At 33.7% G+C, this 17,498-nt stretch carries 13 protein-coding genes; 11 read left to right on the top strand and 2 right to left on the bottom strand.

Annotated features, from left to right (window positions below; genetic code table 11):
* The first annotated feature begins 250 nt into the window (after positions 1–250).
* The 10 genes from H9L01_RS04050 (at position 251) to H9L01_RS04095 (ending at position 15,272) form a co-directional block, all read left to right on the top strand.
* Positions 251–3,397 (top strand): MucBP domain-containing protein, encoded by a 3,147-nt coding sequence (locus H9L01_RS04050; protein WP_187534734.1) that lies wholly within the window; start codon positions 251–253, stop codon positions 3,395–3,397.
* A 209-nt stretch (positions 3,398–3,606) separates the two neighbouring features.
* Positions 3,607–5,685 carry an InlB B-repeat-containing protein gene (locus tag H9L01_RS04055; protein ID WP_187534735.1) on the top strand — a complete coding sequence of 693 codons (2,079 nt, stop codon included), beginning with the start codon at positions 3,607–3,609 and terminating at the stop codon, positions 5,683–5,685.
* A gap of 83 nt (positions 5,686–5,768) precedes the next feature.
* The gene (locus H9L01_RS04060) at positions 5,769–6,455 is read left to right on the top strand and encodes a pseudouridine synthase (protein WP_187534736.1); all 687 of its coding nucleotides are present in this window, start codon (positions 5,769–5,771) and stop codon (positions 6,453–6,455) included.
* Between the two features lie 15 nt (positions 6,456–6,470).
* Positions 6,471–7,226, top strand: a complete 756-nt coding sequence (locus H9L01_RS04065) for a YbgA family protein (protein WP_187534737.1) — start codon at positions 6,471–6,473, stop codon at positions 7,224–7,226.
* Between the two features lie 187 nt (positions 7,227–7,413).
* On the top strand, positions 7,414–8,763 hold the full coding sequence (locus H9L01_RS04070) for an FAD-dependent oxidoreductase (protein WP_187534738.1): 1,350 nt from the start codon (positions 7,414–7,416) through the stop codon (positions 8,761–8,763).
* Between the two features lie 136 nt (positions 8,764–8,899).
* Positions 8,900–10,393, top strand: coding sequence for a collagen binding domain-containing protein (locus H9L01_RS04075; protein ID WP_187534739.1), 1,494 nt, complete (start codon positions 8,900–8,902; stop codon positions 10,391–10,393).
* A gap of 115 nt (positions 10,394–10,508) precedes the next feature.
* Positions 10,509–12,608 (top strand): InlB B-repeat-containing protein, encoded by a 2,100-nt coding sequence (locus H9L01_RS04080; RefSeq protein ID WP_187534740.1) that lies wholly within the window; start codon positions 10,509–10,511, stop codon positions 12,606–12,608.
* 307 nt (positions 12,609–12,915) lie between these two features.
* Complete coding sequence (locus H9L01_RS04085; RefSeq protein WP_187534741.1) at positions 12,916–13,662, top strand: bactofilin family protein; 747 nt, start codon at positions 12,916–12,918, stop codon at positions 13,660–13,662.
* 154 nt (positions 13,663–13,816) lie between these two features.
* Entirely contained in the window at positions 13,817–14,659 is an 843-nt protein-coding gene (locus H9L01_RS04090; protein ID WP_187534742.1) for a PhzF family phenazine biosynthesis protein, read from the top strand.
* Between the two features lie 22 nt (positions 14,660–14,681).
* Positions 14,682–15,272, top strand: coding sequence for a hypothetical protein (locus H9L01_RS04095; RefSeq protein WP_187534743.1), 591 nt, complete (start codon positions 14,682–14,684; stop codon positions 15,270–15,272).
* A gap of 71 nt (positions 15,273–15,343) precedes the next feature.
* Here H9L01_RS04095 and H9L01_RS04100 read toward each other — a convergent pair whose 3' ends face one another.
* Positions 15,344–15,574, bottom strand: a complete 231-nt coding sequence (locus H9L01_RS04100) for a hypothetical protein (RefSeq protein ID WP_187534744.1) — start codon at positions 15,572–15,574, stop codon at positions 15,344–15,346.
* Between the two features lie 75 nt (positions 15,575–15,649).
* Positions 15,650–16,792: a MucBP domain-containing protein gene (locus H9L01_RS04105; protein ID WP_187534745.1), complete on the bottom strand. Its 1,143-nt coding sequence runs from the start codon at positions 16,790–16,792 to the stop codon at positions 15,650–15,652.
* Between the two features lie 222 nt (positions 16,793–17,014).
* Between H9L01_RS04105 and H9L01_RS04110 the strand changes: the two genes are divergently transcribed.
* Positions 17,015–17,422 carry a hypothetical protein gene (locus H9L01_RS04110; protein WP_187534746.1) on the top strand — a complete coding sequence of 136 codons (408 nt, stop codon included), beginning with the start codon at positions 17,015–17,017 and terminating at the stop codon, positions 17,420–17,422.
* The last annotated feature ends 76 nt before the right edge of the window (positions 17,423–17,498 follow it).

Below are 17,498 nucleotides of genomic sequence, written 5' to 3' on the forward strand. Positions count from 1 at the left end.
AAATAAGAAAACTGAATGATACTATTATCTTAAGTGGTCTACATTAGCGAGTAAATGTGTTCTTCGAAAAATATTGAAAGAAGGGGTCTTAGATTAATAAATCATATTTTAAATATGATTTATTTTAATGTTCGTTGTATTGAGGATGGATATATTCGCGGAAATAATGTACACACTTCATAACTAAGAAAGGAATTTTATATTAATGATGAAAATTAATAGAGAAAATAAAAATATTTTTTCGACTAGTATGAAAGTAATTTTGTCATCTGTTTTAATGTTTTCTGGTTTTATAATTCCAAACTCAGAGGCACATGCGGATGAAAAAAAGGGGAATGATGTATCAAGTAGAGCGGTTGGACGTGAAATTCCTTGGCCGGATACAGGAGTAAACTTAATATTAGACGATAACGGAACACTTCATGTTCCGGGAGGGACATATGATTTTGCACCTCGATCATTTGCAGGAGTATTAAAATCCAAAGAAGTTAATATTCCAACAACAGATGTTAAAAAAATCGTTTTTGAAGGTCCTTTAAAATTTAGAGGAAGCGCTGACTCTTGGTTTGCCGACTTGGCAAGTATGGAAACAATTGAAAATCTAACTTATTTAGATACGAGTGAAGTAACAAGTATGCATCACATGTTCTTCTATGCTAAATCACTAAAAAGTTTAGATTTATCTAACTTTAATACTTCAAATGTAACAGATATGCATGCGATGTTTTCACAAATGGATACCATTGAATACTTAGATTTATCAAGTTTTGATACTTCTAATGTAACCAATATGTACACAATGTTTGATTTTAGTGGGAACATTAAAACTATCAATTTATCAAGCTTTAATACCTCTAATGTTACTAATATGGAAGGTATGTTTATAGGGATGAGCAGCCTCGAAAATCTTGATTTATCAACATTTGATACAAGCAACGTTAAAAAAACATCAGACATGGTGGCTTTGGATCGTGCCCTGTCTGTACTTACACTAGGAGAAAAATTCGTTTGGCACAAGAATGAAAATCTTCCCGATATTCAAAAAGTAAACGGTTATACTGGATACTGGCAAAATGTTGGAACCGGAACGATTGAAAATCCAAATGGAACCAACGTTTGGACGTCAAAACAGTTTATGAGCAATTACAATCCATTAACTGATAAAGATACTTACGTTTGGCAAAGAATGAAGTCTGAGGAAACCATCACAGTTAAGTATGTCGATGAGGCAAACGAACCACTTGCTCCTAACAAATCATATGAAGGAGCAGTCGGGTCTAATTATGACGTATCAACTCCAGAATATAAAATATCTATTCCGGGATATACTTACAAAGAATACAAAGGTGAACCAACTGGAGTTATTGGGGATAATGGCGGTGTTGTAACATATGTCTATACGAAAAATCCAATCGCAGCACAAGATCTTACTGTTCTTTACCAAGATACAGAAGGAAATGAAATTGCATCAACCAAGACACTGTCTGGATTTATCGGAGATACCTATGATGTATCCACAGCAGAATACAAACTTGATATTGCAGGATATACTTTCAAAGAAGTAACCGGAGCTGTTCAAGGAACACTTACAGATCAAGCACAAACAGTCGTTTATGTTTACACAAAAAACCCCGTAAAATCAGCAGGTTTATTTGTTAATTACCGTGATACAATGGGAAATGAAATTTTATCAAGCAAATCAGTTCAGGGAAATGTAGGTGATGCTTACGATGTCCTAACTTCCGAATATAAACTTGATATTGCTGGATATACATTTAATAAAGTAGAAGGAATTACTAGCGGCAGTCTTGGTGAAGACGTATTAATCGTAACCTTCATTTACACAAAAAATCCAATCGTAGCACAAGACCTTACTGTTCTTTACCAAGATACAGAAGGAAATGAAATTGCATCAAGCAAGACACAATCTGGATTTATCGGTGATACCTATGATGTATCGACAGTAGAATACAAACTTGATATTGCAGGATATACTTTCAAAGAAGTAATTGGAGCAGTACAAGGAACACTTACTGATCAAGCACAAACAGTCGTTTATGTTTACACGAAAAATCCAATCGTAGCACAAGACCTTACTGTTCTTTACCAAGATACAGAAGGAAATGAAATTGCATCAAGCAAGACACAATCTGGATTTATCGGTGATACCTATGATGTATCGACAGCAGAATACAAACTTGATATTGCAGGTTACACTTTCAAAGAAGTAACCGGAACTGTTCAAGGAACACTTACAGATCAAGCACAAACAGTCGTTTATGTTTATACGAAAAATCCAATCGTAGCACAAGACCTTACTGTTCTTTACCAAGATACAGAAGGAAATGAAATTGCATCAAGCAAGACACAATCTGGATTTATCGGTGATACCTATGATGTATCGACAGTAGAATACAAACTTGATATTGCAGGATATACTTTCAAAGAAGTAATTGGAGCAGTACAAGGAACACTTACAGACCAAACACAAACAGTCGTTTATGTTTATACGAAAAATCCAATCGCAGCACAAGACCTTACTGTTCTTTACCAAGATACAGAAGGAAATGAAATTGCATCAAGCAAGACACAATCTGGATTTATCGGTGATACCTATGATGTATCCACAGCAGAATACAAACTTGATATTGCAGGTTACACCTTCAAAGAAGTAACCGGAGCTGTTCAAGGAACACTTACAGATCAAGCACAAACAGTCGTTTATGTTTACACGAAAAATCCAATCGTAGCACAAGACCTTACTGTTCTTTACCAAGATACAGAAGGAAATGAAATTGCATCAAGCAAGACACAATCTGGATTTATCGGTGATACCTATGATGTATCGACAGCAGAATACAAACTTGATATTGCAGGTTACACCTTCAAAGAAGTAACCGGAGCTGTTCAAGGAACACTTACAGATCAAGCACAAACAGTCGTTTATGTTTACACAAAAAATCCAATCGTAGCACAAGACCTTACTGTTCTTTACCAAGATACAGAAGGAAATGAAATTGCATCAAGCAAGACTGTGTCTGGATTTATCGGAGATACTTATGATGTATCCACATCTGAATACAAACTTGATATTGCAGGTTACACTTTCAAAGAAGTAACCGGAACTGTTCAAGGAACACTTACAGACCAAGCACAAACAGTTATTTATGTATATTTGATAAATCCTGTAGACCCAGTAGATCCAGTAGATCCAGTAGACCCAGTTGATCCCGTAGATCCAGTAGAGCCAGAGGAACCTACTGAACCTAGTGAATCTAAAGAACCTTCATTACCTGCAACAGGTATTGATAATTCAGTCTTAACAATGAGCGGACTGCTTATTTCTTTAGGATCAGCAATTTTTATGAAGTCGAAAGGTAAAAAAGAAGAAGAATAAAAATTAAAAGTATAGCGTAAAATTTGGTTGATATGTATAAAACACCTAACTCGATTAATTACTAAAAGTGGTTAGGTGTTTTCTTTTGAATTAATGCTGACAAATTATTCATAATTATCTCACACACTTATCGTTTAAGTATCACAATTAAAAATATGTTAGTTGTTACACTAGTGATGGACAGTATAGAAAGAGGGCATATAAAGAATATGAGGAAATTATTGGATATAAGTTTATCAATTATTCTAAGTGTATCATTGCTTGTTACTGGGTTTTTAACGCAATCAGTTAGAGCAGATGAAACAAGTTGGAAGTTTGATAATCTCAAGGTGGAAACATCCACTCAAACATTGAAAGATGAGACCTATGTTGATGTCGTAATTTCAGGGTATACCGGAACACAAAAACTGGAGAACTATTTTCATAATGGGCACGCATTTCAATTTCCAGGAGAAGCGAAGGAGTCCTCTCTAGAACTACAATCGATTACATTACCTTATGTGAAATACATTAATAAAGACACTGGAAAAGAATACGGTGCATACTGGTTACTTCGTGGTGCAACATTTAGAAACAGTCATATCGAACGTGCCATTGATGCGACAACAGAAAATCAATCATATACATATACTCGAGAAACTTTTGCCCAAGAATATGGTGTAAATTTTGATTTTACTCAGGAAAGAGAGTTTACCTTTTATGTCGCTCCTCAAGAAAATGGAAATGAACAATTCTTCGATAATGAACCAACACTTGAGGTAGAACAAGTTGGAGATTTTGTTCTTAGATATAAAGTTAATACACATGACAATGGTTCAAATGATAGCTATCGTCCTGATTTTAAATTAAATTTTAATTCATCACTCGATGATGTTTATAAAACATTTAACTTAAATTCAATGAGATTCGCTGACTATACATTAGAACATACCATTTTAACCCAACCAAGCGCAGAAAATAATCATAAAGCGCTCGTGAAGTTTACACTCACAAATGAAAATCAACGATCAATCAATGATGTGAATCTTATACTTGGAGACAATCAAATTATCAATCTCATTGATTCGACTTCAACAGTTAATAGTTCAAGTTTGATGGCTGGTGAGAGTAGAGACTTTGAAATTGAAGTTGATGCAGAAAATATAAGTTCGTTATCTGTGGCATTGATGTCATTAAATGATGTTCAACATAAAACAGATTTTGATCCTCTAATTTTCTCAACAACCCCTCAATCCTTCACCGTGAATTTTGATTCAAACGGTGGTACTATAATGAACAGTATTCAAGTAACTAAGGGAGATAAAATTACGACCCCTTCAGTACCTACAAAACTAGGGTATACATTTAAGGGTTGGTATGCAGATATCGATTTATCAAATATTTGGAATTTTGATGTTAATACAGTAATCAGTGACTTAACACTTTATGCAAAATGGGAAAAGGATGCAGTCGTTTCAACTTATGATGTTACCTTTGATACTCAAGGTGGAACACATATTGAGCTTGCGAAGGTTGAAGCAGGTCAACGCCTCGATAAACCACAAAACCCAAGCAAAACAGGGTTTGAATTTGATGGATGGTTTACTGACGAACTTATGACAATTCAATATGAATTCGAAAGACCTGTAACTTCTAATTTTACCCTCTATGCAAAATGGAAAAAAGTAATCCTGACAGAAAAATATGATATTCATTTTGAAAGCAATGGCGGATCACCTGTGGCAAGTCAATTACAATTGGCTACTGGATCAAAAATTATGAAACCCCAAAATCCAAGTAAAGAAGGTTACACTTTTGAAGGATGGTATACAGATAATTCATTAAGTAAACTTTGGAACTTTGACACAGATTTAGTATCAGAAAATGTGACATTATATGCAAAGTGGAAAAAACTAAATACTGAAGTCGAAAAATTTAATGTTGCTTTTGAATCAAATGGTGGCAATACAATAGATACCCAAGTAGGAATTCAAAAGGGAGCTCGAGTCATAAAACCAATGAATCCAAAACGTGAAGGTTACACTTTCGAAGGTTGGTATTCAGATAGTAGCTTCAAGCAATCATGGAATTTTGATACGGAAACAGTAGAGAGTGATATGACACTTTATGCTAAGTGGATTCAAATTCAACCGGAAATTGAAATACCTAGTCCAGAAAAACCTAATCCAGTAGAACCAGAGACAGTACTACCAAAGACAGGTATGGCTAACTATGGAGTCCTTTCAGGGACCTTAATCATAAGTGGGTTTGTGCTTATCCTAGGTAGATTTAATAAAAAAGAAAACTAAAAATATGAAGAGGCCTAAATAAATGGCCTCTTTTTTGAGTGAGTAACAAATGATATAATGTCCCTAAAAGTGAGAGGTATGTTATGCGATTGGATAAATTTTTATCACACACAGGATTTGGATCTAGAAAAGCAGTAAGATTGTTAATAAAGAAATCGTTAGTGAAAGTAAATGGCGAAAAGGTTAAAGATATTGGACATATTCTTAATTTGAAGAGTGACATTGTCACAGTAGGTGAAGAAGTGGTTCAATATGAAGAAGATGTTTACATCATGATTAATAAACCTAGAGATTATATTTGCGCTCATGATGCGGTTGAATATCCGTCGGTTCTTGATCTCCTTGAGGAATCACGAAGTGATTTGTTTTTTGTGGGTAGATTGGACGCTGATACTGAAGGGCTCCTGATTATCACAAATGATGGTCAATTTTCGCACCGAATTGCTCATGGGAAAAAAGATATCAAGAAACAATACTATGTTGAACTCGATCATGATTTTGATAAAAAGTTTATTGGTGAGTTGGAAAAAGGAATTCCTATGGATGACACAATGTTAAAACCAGCGAAAGTTGAGATGGTAACCTCGAAGGCGCTTTTATTAACGATTTCTGAAGGGAAATACCACCAAGTTAAGCGAATGATGCACCATTGTAATAATGAAGTTGTTTATTTAAAAAGAGTAAAAATAGGACCTTTGAATCTCGATGAAAGTTTAGAATTAGGAGCGTATCGATCACTGACTGAAGAAGAAATTTCATATTTTAACTAATAAGGAGAAGTGTTCATGTCAAATATTGAAACAGTAATTAAAAAGTTACTTAGTGATAATATTTTTTATTATGTTTCAGACCTGACCATAGAAGAAAATGTAAATGATGGATCATTCTCAAACCGAGAAATTAATAAAATAAAGAGACACGGTTTTAAGATATATATTCAGTGTTTAATTCCAGAAACTATAAATAACAAACATATAGAATACATTCAGGTTCAAAGTGATAATATGATTAAAGCAAGTGAGATGCGAGAAACTGAAGGTCTAAGATTACGTATTTGTGTTGATATTATACTGAATAAAGAACTTGAAGTTATCTATCAACAGCTTTCACCGAATCACCCAGTCATGTTTAAAGATGAACGACTCGCAAGAATGCAAATGTTAAAAACAACGAGTAATATTAAAGAGTTGGAGAAAGAATGGGCTCGTTATAAATATTTAGTCATGGAGTACAGTCAAGAGGGATATAATGAACTAAGATCTCTTTTTGCTCACCCAGAAGAACTCACAGTTGATTTCTTTTATAAAGTTATCTTTCGAGTTTTTCGGGGTACTCCTTCGAAGGGGAGTCGCATGAATGCCCTTCAACATGTTTGGGGATATTTCAAAAATATCGCAACATCAAAGGAACAAGATTATTTTATAAAAAAAATGGCAAATTATGATGAAGACAAAGCAATAATTATTAAAGATTTCTTATACGATTTATCTCGAAAATACGATGTCCAATTTTTAAAAAATAGCTACTATTTTTATAATTAGGAAACTGAAAATGCTGCCGTATAATCTTTGAGATAATTTAAACAAAGAAATACACGAAAACCTAGTGAATTAGTCGGTATTTTTTAACAATCACCTTTAAAATTTATGTGAAAAAAGTCGGTCATTTTCCTTAGTGTTGGATGTATAAACAAGGTATACTGTACTCGAACGTCAAGGAGGATTTTATATGAAAGTCGTTGTTATTGGATGTACACATGCAGGAACATCTGCAGTGAAGTCAATTCTTAAAGAAAGCCCTGAGGCAGAAGTAACAGTTTTCGAACGTAATGATAATGTATCATTCTTATCATGTGGTATTGCATTATATATCGGTGGAGTTGTGAAAGATGCTCAAAGCCTCTTCTACTCAAACCCACAAGAACTTGCTGAACTTGGAGCAAAAGTTCATATGGAACATAATGTTACAGACATTGATATGGATGGAAAAACTGTAAAAGTTACAAATATGCTTACAGATGAAACATTTGAAGAATCATATGACAAACTAGTTCTTACAACTGGTTCATGGCCAATTGTTCCACCAATTCCTGGAATTGAGTCACAAAATATCTTGTTATGTAAAAACTATAATCAAGCACAAGAAATTATTGCACGTAAAGAAAATGCTGAAAAAGTCGTCATCGTTGGTGGTGGATATATTGGTATCGAACTTGTAGAAGCATTTGGTGAAGCAGGAAAAGATGTTACTTTGATTGATGGATTAGATCGTATTCTTAATAAATATCTAGACCCAGAATTCACAGATTTACTTGAAGAAGACCTACAAAACCGCGGAATTAAATTACAACTAAACCAAACTGTTCAAAAATTTAATGCAGATGATCAAGGTAAGGTCACTTCTGTTGAAACATCAGAAGGAACTTATGAAGCAGATCTTGTAATTATGTGTGTTGGATTCAGACCAAGTACAGAACTTGTTAAAGACAAATTAGAAATGTTACCAAACGGTGCATTAGTTGTTAATGAATTTATGCAAACAAGTCGTCCTGAAGTTTATGCTGCAGGTGATAACGTTGCGGTACATTACAATCCAAATAATTCAAATGCATACATTCCACTTGCTACAAATGCAGTACGTATGGGTACATTAGTTGGAAAAAACATTGTAGAAAACAAAGTAGCATACCGAGGAACTCAAGGGACATCAGGACTTTACCTCTTTGGTTATAACATTGGTTCAACAGGTGTTACTGTCAACTCAGCACCTCACTTCGGTCTCGATGTAGATTCCGTTGTGGTAACTGATAACTATCGTCCTGAGTTCATGCCTACAACTGAAGAAGTTCTTATGAAACTTGTTTATGAAAAAGGTACGAACCGAATTGTTGGTGGCCAAGTGGTATCAAAATATGACATTACTCAAACTGCAAATACATTGTCTCTAGCAGTTCAAAATCAAATGACAGTTGAAGATCTTGCATTTGTTGATTTCTTCTTCCAACCTCATTTTGACCGCCCATGGAACTACCTAAATATTCTTGCACAAGCTGCATTAGATAAGATTAACAAAAAATAAATGCAACATAAGGATGCCTCACGATGTGAGGTTTTCTTTTGATATAATCTCTTTGTGTGAAATATTGCACAAATTTTCATGGCGTCATCACACTTCAAGCATATGTATCAGATACAATGACTCTAGGAGGGATTATATGAAACGAAATAAATTTAGTTTGTTACTTATTAGCCTCATACTAGTTCTTAATCTAGGTATGAACGTATCTGCCGCAGAAATAGAGGAATTAAATACTAAATACATTACAAATGTTAGTCTCGTACGAAATGATGGGACTAAGATTAAAGATGGGGAAAGTATAGGAATGTACGAAAACTTTAAGTTAGTTTATGAGTTTTCACTAGGGACGCACAATCTTAAGCGAAATGATCAAATGAAAATAAAACTTCCCAAAAATGTAATACCAGCACATTCAATGGATTTTATGCTGAAAGATGATGAAACTGGACAGGATATCGCGAACGTTAAGTTTGATGCTAATACTGGACTTGCAATTATTACATTTACGCAGTTTGTTGAAACTCATTCTGATATAATAGGAAAATTCGAATTATCAACACGATGGGATTTAACGACAGTAACTGAAGAAACTAAGACTCCAATTGAGTTCAACTACGAAAATTTTAAGGATAAGTTTTTACCTTCAACAGGAAAGGTTAGACCCGTTAACCCAGATGAACTTCTCTACAAATATGGATGGATTGTAGACAAAGATAATCCCTCTATTATTGAGTGGAGAATACGTCTCAATCTTGCAGAAAAAACAATTAATAATGTGGAAATTATAGATGAAATTGGCGAGGGTCACCATATTCTAACGGAAACATTACAAGTTGATTATGTTAAGTATGATATCGAGGGAAATGTGTCTGAAAGACTCGGTAGTGTTGATTCCAGTTCAATACAAAAAAGTGAAAGTGGGTTCACGATAAATCTAGATAAGTTAGAGAATAGCTTAGAAATTAGATACAAGTCTAAAATAGATGCGTCATCAGCATCGAAAACCTATACAAATAAAATCACATTGTTAGGCGACGAAATTGGAACAGTTACTGATACTAGTACGCAAAAAATTAATGATGGTAATGGTAATGGTAGTGGCAAGCTTGGGAGTGTTAAACTAACTAAATATGAGACAAATACTAAGAAAACACTTCAAGGAGCACAGTTCTATCTTTATGATAGCAATAATATTTTGATTAAAGATGTAACTACAGATGAAAATGGAGTAATCCAAATATATAGATTGAAACGTGGCGCATATACACTAGTTGAATATAAAGCTCCAGTTGACTATATTTTAGATGGTACTCCGTTGAACTTTACCATTGAAGGGAAAGAAGAAAAGCTAATTGTTTTAGAGCACTATAATGAACATAAACCTGTGGATCCTGTAAAACCAGTAGATCCCGTAGAACCAGTAGATCCCGTAGAACCAGTAGATCCCGTAGAACCACTGGATCCCGTAAAACCAGTGGATCCAGTCAAGCCGATCGACCCTACTAAGCCAATTGAACCAACATTACCTAATACGGGTCAAAATAGTAAACTCTATATGACTACTACACTTTTATGTTTAGGTTTCGGATTGATTGTTTTGGATAAATTTATGAAAAAACCCACTAAATAAAGCTTGATATTTATCTTAAAGTAAGTATGATAAAATGATGAAAATTTTATGAATAATTGCTGTGATTAACATTATAGGGACCTCAAAGATTGTATTATTATGTCAGGAGGAAACTATGAAAAAAACACTAATAAGTATTTTAACGTCTGTATTCGTTTTTATGAGTGGTATATCCATTCAAGCAGATACAACAACAAAAATATTCAAAGATTTAAAGGTCAATCCATCACAAGGATCGATCAAGGTGGGGGACGAATTTACATATAGTGTCGAAGGATTTGAATTCGATACGGCACTAACACCAGATCTAGTGGGACAACAAAAAGGAGCATTGATGTTCGAGTTCTTCTCAGAAAGTATGGACTCCTCAATTGAACTCCAAAGTATAGAGTTTCCAAAAACGCAGTTTGTAACCGATGAGGGAGAAACATACGGAACACTTTTCACTGTTATGAATTTTGAGCAGTCAGATGGATTTGATGTTACGACATGGCTTAGTGACCCTCAATATAAAGTCACAACTCGTGATCAATATGTTAATGCATCAAGTAACTTTACTAAAAATGGTTTCAGAGTATATGTCAGACCGACTCATGAAGGTAGTGACTACGGTATCTACGATAAAACATATAAATCTATGAAGTCAGAAGGACCTATTAAATTTAACTACAAAGTAGTCGGAGATGGACATTCTGCAAACAATAAACCGAATCCTTATTTTGTATTCATGGCTAGCAGTCCAGAAACTGGTTTTCCTAAAGAAAACGCATTTGGTTATACATATTTCGCTGACTATAGTATAAATAGAGAAATTGTAGAGCCTTACAATAGTTCGGATCGTTCAATATCCATTAAATATACAATAAAAAATACGGGGGCATATCCTGTAACGAGAATTAATCTCTATGAAAACTCGGAGGGATTTATACCACAAGGTGGTGATTGGAATAGCGATTCGGCACCAATCTACTTTAAACAAGTAAAAAAAGAAAATGCCTATGAGCTCATTAATCCAGGTGAACATGTAGAATTTGTTGAAAAATTTATTCTTGATGAAAATTATAACCAACCGAGTTATACTTTCACCGGTGGACTATACACAAATAATGATTTTGCAAGACGAACTCCTGCAGAAGATTTAACGGTGAACTTCGAGGTTCAAAAATATAAAGTTAAATTTATAGTAAATGGTGGTAGTGAAGTAGCACCATATCTCAATGTTTCTAAGGACTCGCTTATTAATGTTCCTTCAAGTATTAAAGAAGGTTATAAATTATTGGGATGGTACAAGGATGAATTATTAAGTGAAAGATGGGATTTTACTACTGACCGAGTCACTAGTGATACAACACTTTATGCGAAATGGGAGAAATTACCAGTCGCTGAGAAGTATGATGTAACTTTCAATAGCAATGGTGGTACGATTGTTGAAAATCAATTACAGTTAACTGCTGGTTCAAAAATAAACAAACCTTTGAATCCAAGTAGAGAAGGATTCATATTTAAGGGATGGTATCAAGACAGTGCTCTAACGAGCGAATGGAACTTTGATACAGATTTAGTATCATCAAATATAACTCTTTATGCGAAATGGGAGAAATTACCTGTTGCTGAAAAATATGATGTAATATTCAATAGCAATGGTGGTACGATTGTTGAAAGTCAATTACAGCTAACTGCTGGTTCGAAAGTAAGCAAACCTTTGGATCCAAGTAAAGGCGGTTATACCTTTGCCGGCTGGTACCAAGATAGTGCCCTAACAAAACAATGGGATTTTGATACAGACTTAGTAACTGAAAATATTACACTCTACGCTAAGTGGAACAAAATTAGTATTGAAGAAAACAAATATAACGTAACATTTGAATCTAATGGTGGATCACAAGTAGATCCTCAAGTAGGGATTAAAGAAGGTAACTTAGTCATAAAACCATTTGATCCTAAACGTGAAGGATTCCAGTTTGATGGTTGGTATCGCGACGCAGATCTCAAGAAACCATGGAACTTTGATACGGATACTGTTGAAGAAAACATGACACTGTATGCGAAATGGATAGAAGTGAAACCGGAAATTGTAAAACCAGACCCAAGTAAACCAAATCCAGTATTACCATCAACGGGATTAGATAATAATTATATTGGTGTTTCAATGTTATTGGTCAGTGGAGCAATTATCTTAGCAATGAGTAAAAAGAAACGTAAAGAAATAAAGTGAAAACCTAAATTACGAACTTAATGTTAAGTATCGACAAAAAAACTCTCAGCGTTATCTTACGTTGAGAGTTTTTTTATTGATAGATTGGTGTGTCAATATAGTGGCAAAATTACGAACTAAAATTATCTTAATCTACTAAAAAGGTTAGCATATACCCGGTAATTAAATTAAGAATACTCACTATTGTGAAATTGTATCGACAATTAAGTGACGAAACGATGGTGTTCTTTGTGTAATAAAGAGATTGAAAATAATCTCCTGTATAATATGGATTGTTGATTATTAGGGTTTATGAAAGGAGATTAATATGTCAAAAAAAGGATATAGTAAAAAGAAATATAAAAAGCCAATTGATAGCGAAATTTCAATGAGCACTGAATATGGCGAGGAAGAAATGAACACTCAATCTACTGTTGAAATCGAGAATGTTTCCAATGACGCAATTGTGAAAAGTGATCCAGTATCAAATGTTAAAAAGTGGTTTTCAAACTTTACATCACATCAAGATAGAGAGGGTCTGGAAAATATCAATGAAGCGTTCATTGATGAAAATATCGAACATGATAATTTAAACAATGATATTGAAACGCCGAATTTAATAAATAACTTAACTATAGTAGAAGAGGACAGGATAATGGAAAGTAAAAAAACAATTATTGCAGAAGGTGTCGAAATAACCGGTAATATGACTCTAGAAGGGGACTTGGAGTTATTTGGTAAAATTAAGGGAAATATAAATTCTAAAGGAGATATCGTTTTTGCAGAAGATGCTCAAATGGAAGGGTCATTAGTTGGAAATAACTTTACGATGCAGGATGGTAATATTGATGGAAATGTACAATTACAAAACCATGTAATGATTGGGGCACATTCTCAAATAATCGGTGATATTCATGCTCTATCATTAGTATCTTCAGGAAAAATATTGGGAAATATTTTTATTAATGATTGTGTCATACTTAATGAAACCAGTGTAATAGAAGGTAATATTAAGGCAAAACAACTTGAAGTACGTCCAGGTGCAATCATTAAAGGACAGATTGAAGTAAACTGATAAATAGTTTTATCATCCAAAATGGATACAGTTAATAAAACATCTAAAAACTAGAACAATACTTTTTAGGTGTTTTTATTTTTGGAATTTTTCGACAAAATAGGTGAGAATTGTTAAGATATATGAAGAAAATTAATTTTGAGATGAGGTAGTTATGAAGCTAGACGTTTATGTAGCGAGTGCATTTAGCAAGAATCATTCAGGTGGAAATAGAGCAGGGGTAGTTTTTTTAAAAGCACCACTATCTCGCGATCAGAAAATGTATGTAGCGAAAAAACTTGGTTATGCCGAAACTGCTTTTGTTAGTGAATCAAAAAAAGCAGACTACAAGTTGGAGTTCTTTACGCCTAAAGAGGAAGTACCATTATGTGGACATGCAACAATAGGTACCTTTGCGATATTGATGTACTTAAACCAAGTTGAAGATAAAGATTATATAATTGAGACGAAAAGTGGTATTCTTTCAGTTCAGATTAAAAATGGATTAGTGCTTATGCAACAGAACGCACCAGAGTTCTATGAGCAGATGGATACTGATGAACTGGGTCAATGTTTCAGTACGAGTGCTATTGTTGTTGAGAAGCCTATTCAAATCGTTTCTACAGGGTTAAAAGATATTTTGGTGCCAATAAAAGATAAAAAAGCACTGGATCAAATCAAACCGAATTTTGAAGCTATTAAAAAGGTGAGTGATAAATACAGTGTAATTGGAATGCACCTCTTTACGATTTCAGGTAAAGAAATATATTGTAGAAATTTTGCGCCGCTTTATGATATTAACGAAGAATCAGCAACTGGAACATCAAATGCAGCATTGGCTTGTTACCTTTACACCCAAAATAAAGATAACAGAAAAAACTTTGTATTTAATCAAGGTCAATCCCTAAATTCTCCATCTGAAATTATAGTTGAATTGGATGCTGATGATGAATTAATCCATAAGGTATACGTTGGTGGAAAAGGATATTTCCATGAATTAATAGAGATGGAAGTTTAAGAGGAAGCGTGAGGAGAAGAAGATGGGATTTATAGTATATATCGTAATATTACTATTATTTATGTTAATGATTAGTTTTGTAGGAAATGGATTTGTAAATATATTCTTATTGATAACGAAAAATAATGAAGGTGTTGGAAAATTAATGAATAAGTTAAATTTTTTATACAAATCAAAATGGAAGTACTTAGTTATGTTTATCTTGCTTGTTCTGACAGGAATGGGCGTTAATCAAGCGATGATATATTACCTAACTTCAGGAGCCTATTTTTGGTTCGTTATTTTCACAATGGGATTATTACTGCTGATGTATATTGCACCTGTTGGCTCAATATTTATGCCTTTAGTGAAGAAACAATTTAGTAATTGGAATAAATTTTCTATGTTCTATTGGAATTTTGTGAGTGCAACATCATGGTTTTGGGGGTTACTTCTCATTATAGATAAAAGTGTCATAATATACGAAGATGAAGGTGGGGTAAACTTCCACTACGGAAGTTTACCATTAAAGACCTTTGGCGGAATATGCCTCATTATTGTAGCTCTTTATATGACACTGTCTATCGCATCTAAGAAAATGAATAAGCTTCCGAGGGTTGACAGTGATATATAGATTTATTATATACTAATAATTAAAAAGAAAGGAACACCTCTATTTTAGGGATGTTCCTTTTTAGTTGCTTATTAGATAAGATTAGAATCTTCAAGTTGGAAGAACCCGTCTGAATCAAGCATACGAATATTATTTGCAATATTATAGAGTTGTTCTTCAGTTAAAATACTGATGACTTCGGTACAACAATCTCTCATACTCAATACACCTTCAGTAATTACAAGTTCTTTAAGTAGAGGACTCTCTGGGTACTTTAACTTCATGTCTGTAATATATTTTGTATCTTTTCTATGATGAGTCATGTTAAACCTCCTTATTAATATTTTTTCATATCTAAGAGTTAAAATAAAGAGTTTTTAAGATAATAAATTATTAGACTAATTGTTATTGCTTGCTTTCTTTTTAAATACTTTGATGCTTGTGAATCCAATTCCTAAAAGTAATAAAGAGTATCCTGAATAAAGGTAGAGATTACTATATCCTGTAGCCGGTAATATAGGTTTTGTTGTCTCTGTTGGTTCTATAGGACTGACAGGTTTAACGGGATCAACAGGATTAATAGGAACTACTGGATCTACCGGCTTCACAGGGTCTATCGGTTTCACAGGGTCTATCGGTTTCACAGGGTCTACTGGTTTCACAGGATCAACAGGTTTCACAGGGTCTACCGGTTTTACAGGGTCAACAGGCTTAGCATTTTTTTCGAAGACTAGGGTTAGTGATAAGTCTTTCGCCTCAAACTTAGAAGGTAATGTAACTTCTGATTTTAAGGTATAGCCTTCAAATGTTGGAATCGTGTAATTAAATATTTGACCTACTTTGTCTGAATAAACACTATGATTTTGGATCTCAGTACCGTCAGTATCTTCATAACGAATAGTAACTGAAGGAAGTCGTAAGTTAATATCAATCACTTGATCATTTTTAGTGAATAATTTAGTTTCTTTTGAGCTTTCATCAGCAAACAAATAAGAAGCCGTAATCGGATCTAATGTAAGTGTATCAGAAGGAATATGGAATTCATCTGGGCTTACTTCATAGCGTCCATAAGCGATATCAGTTTTCAAAAGTTCTTTGGAACCATCTGTATTTACAAGATAGTAGTTTGCTTTAATTTCACTTGCTTTGGCATAGTAGGTTGCAATCGAATCAATCTTTAAACCTTTAGTATTCTCTAAATCAACGAGTTCCTGGTATGTTAGAGTATTTTTAATACCTTGAACAATTTCACCGTTTTCAAAGTTGATGTCATAGTTATAGAATACATAATTTCCTGAAGGAAAAACAAAGCTTCCTTCAGTTAAATCTTCATGTTTTAATGCGCTCCAAGTTGGTGTAGCAGTACTGATTGTTGCATATTGGATACCACTAACAATCGAGTATACATCTTCATTGGCATACTCATGAATATTAAAGTAGTACTCTTCTACAGAAAACGCTTCAGAGTCTGCTTTCACTGAAGTCGGAACAAAGTTAAATAACAAAGTGATCGTAAACAATCCTAATAATAATTTTTTCATATACATCTCCTCTATTTTTACAAATATTAGCATATTATTGTGAAATTCAAGATGTAATTTAATGAGTATTTTGTGAAATATACCGACAATGTATCAAGTGGATTTGTAGGTAAGAAAAGATGTGCCATAAAAACTGAACTTAAAATCACATATTCGTACATTCTAATCACAATGCATATTGGAAAACGAATGATATTGTTTTTATGAAAGAGAGGCAACAGTATGAAAAGAAAAACAATTATAGTGGTGTCTAGTCTACTCTTGATCGTTGCAATATTCGGATTGAAGGTGTTGAGTGAACGAGAATCTGAACCAGTAATTACATTTAAAGATAATATTAGGATAGTACTTGGACAGAAACAATATCAAGAAGCAGACAGTCAAGAAAGCCGTGTCGAAGAAGTTCTGCCCATCGTAAGACCTCAAGACGTAATTATTAGTAACGAATCTTACTTTGATGAAATATCATTTAATAAAATTAATACTGAATCTCAAACAAATTTAATGGAATCAAAACCATTAAATACGTTCCAATTGGGCGACCACGAAGGAACACTTTATGCCCGAAAAGGAGATAAGGTAAGTGAATTTGAATTTGTATACGAGGTTGTAGAACATTATGAAAGATAAATTATTTCGAAACCGAAGCATATTGATTGAAATTATTTCGAAACCGAAATAATATAGTGGTAACAAGACGGAGGTA

This window comes from Erysipelothrix inopinata (genome assembly GCF_014396165.1).
Classification (GTDB): Bacteria; Bacillota_I; Bacilli_A; order Erysipelotrichales; family Erysipelotrichaceae; genus Erysipelothrix; species Erysipelothrix inopinata.

Coding starts and splice junctions, on each gene's coding strand:
- H9L01_RS04050 (WP_187534734.1), top strand. CDS start 251: ATGAAAGTAATTTTGTCATCTGTTTTAATGTTTTCTGGTTTTATAATT.
- H9L01_RS04075 (WP_187534739.1), top strand. CDS start 8,900: ATGAAACGAAATAAATTTAGTTTGTTACTTATTAGCCTCATACTAGTT.
- H9L01_RS04080 (WP_187534740.1), top strand. CDS start 10,509: ATGAAAAAAACACTAATAAGTATTTTAACGTCTGTATTCGTTTTTATG.
- H9L01_RS04055 (WP_187534735.1), top strand. CDS start 3,607: ATGAGGAAATTATTGGATATAAGTTTATCAATTATTCTAAGTGTATCA.
- H9L01_RS04095 (WP_187534743.1), top strand. CDS start 14,682: ATGGGATTTATAGTATATATCGTAATATTACTATTATTTATGTTAATG.
- H9L01_RS04060 (WP_187534736.1), top strand. CDS start 5,769: ATGCGATTGGATAAATTTTTATCACACACAGGATTTGGATCTAGAAAA.
- H9L01_RS04065 (WP_187534737.1), top strand. CDS start 6,471: ATGTCAAATATTGAAACAGTAATTAAAAAGTTACTTAGTGATAATATT.
- H9L01_RS04085 (WP_187534741.1), top strand. CDS start 12,916: ATGTCAAAAAAAGGATATAGTAAAAAGAAATATAAAAAGCCAATTGAT.
- H9L01_RS04100 (WP_187534744.1), bottom strand. CDS start 15,574: ATGACTCATCATAGAAAAGATACAAAATATATTACAGACATGAAGTTA.
- H9L01_RS04110 (WP_187534746.1), top strand. CDS start 17,015: ATGAAAAGAAAAACAATTATAGTGGTGTCTAGTCTACTCTTGATCGTT.
- H9L01_RS04105 (WP_187534745.1), bottom strand. CDS start 16,792: ATGAAAAAATTATTATTAGGATTGTTTACGATCACTTTGTTATTTAAC.
- H9L01_RS04090 (WP_187534742.1), top strand. CDS start 13,817: ATGAAGCTAGACGTTTATGTAGCGAGTGCATTTAGCAAGAATCATTCA.
- H9L01_RS04070 (WP_187534738.1), top strand. CDS start 7,414: ATGAAAGTCGTTGTTATTGGATGTACACATGCAGGAACATCTGCAGTG.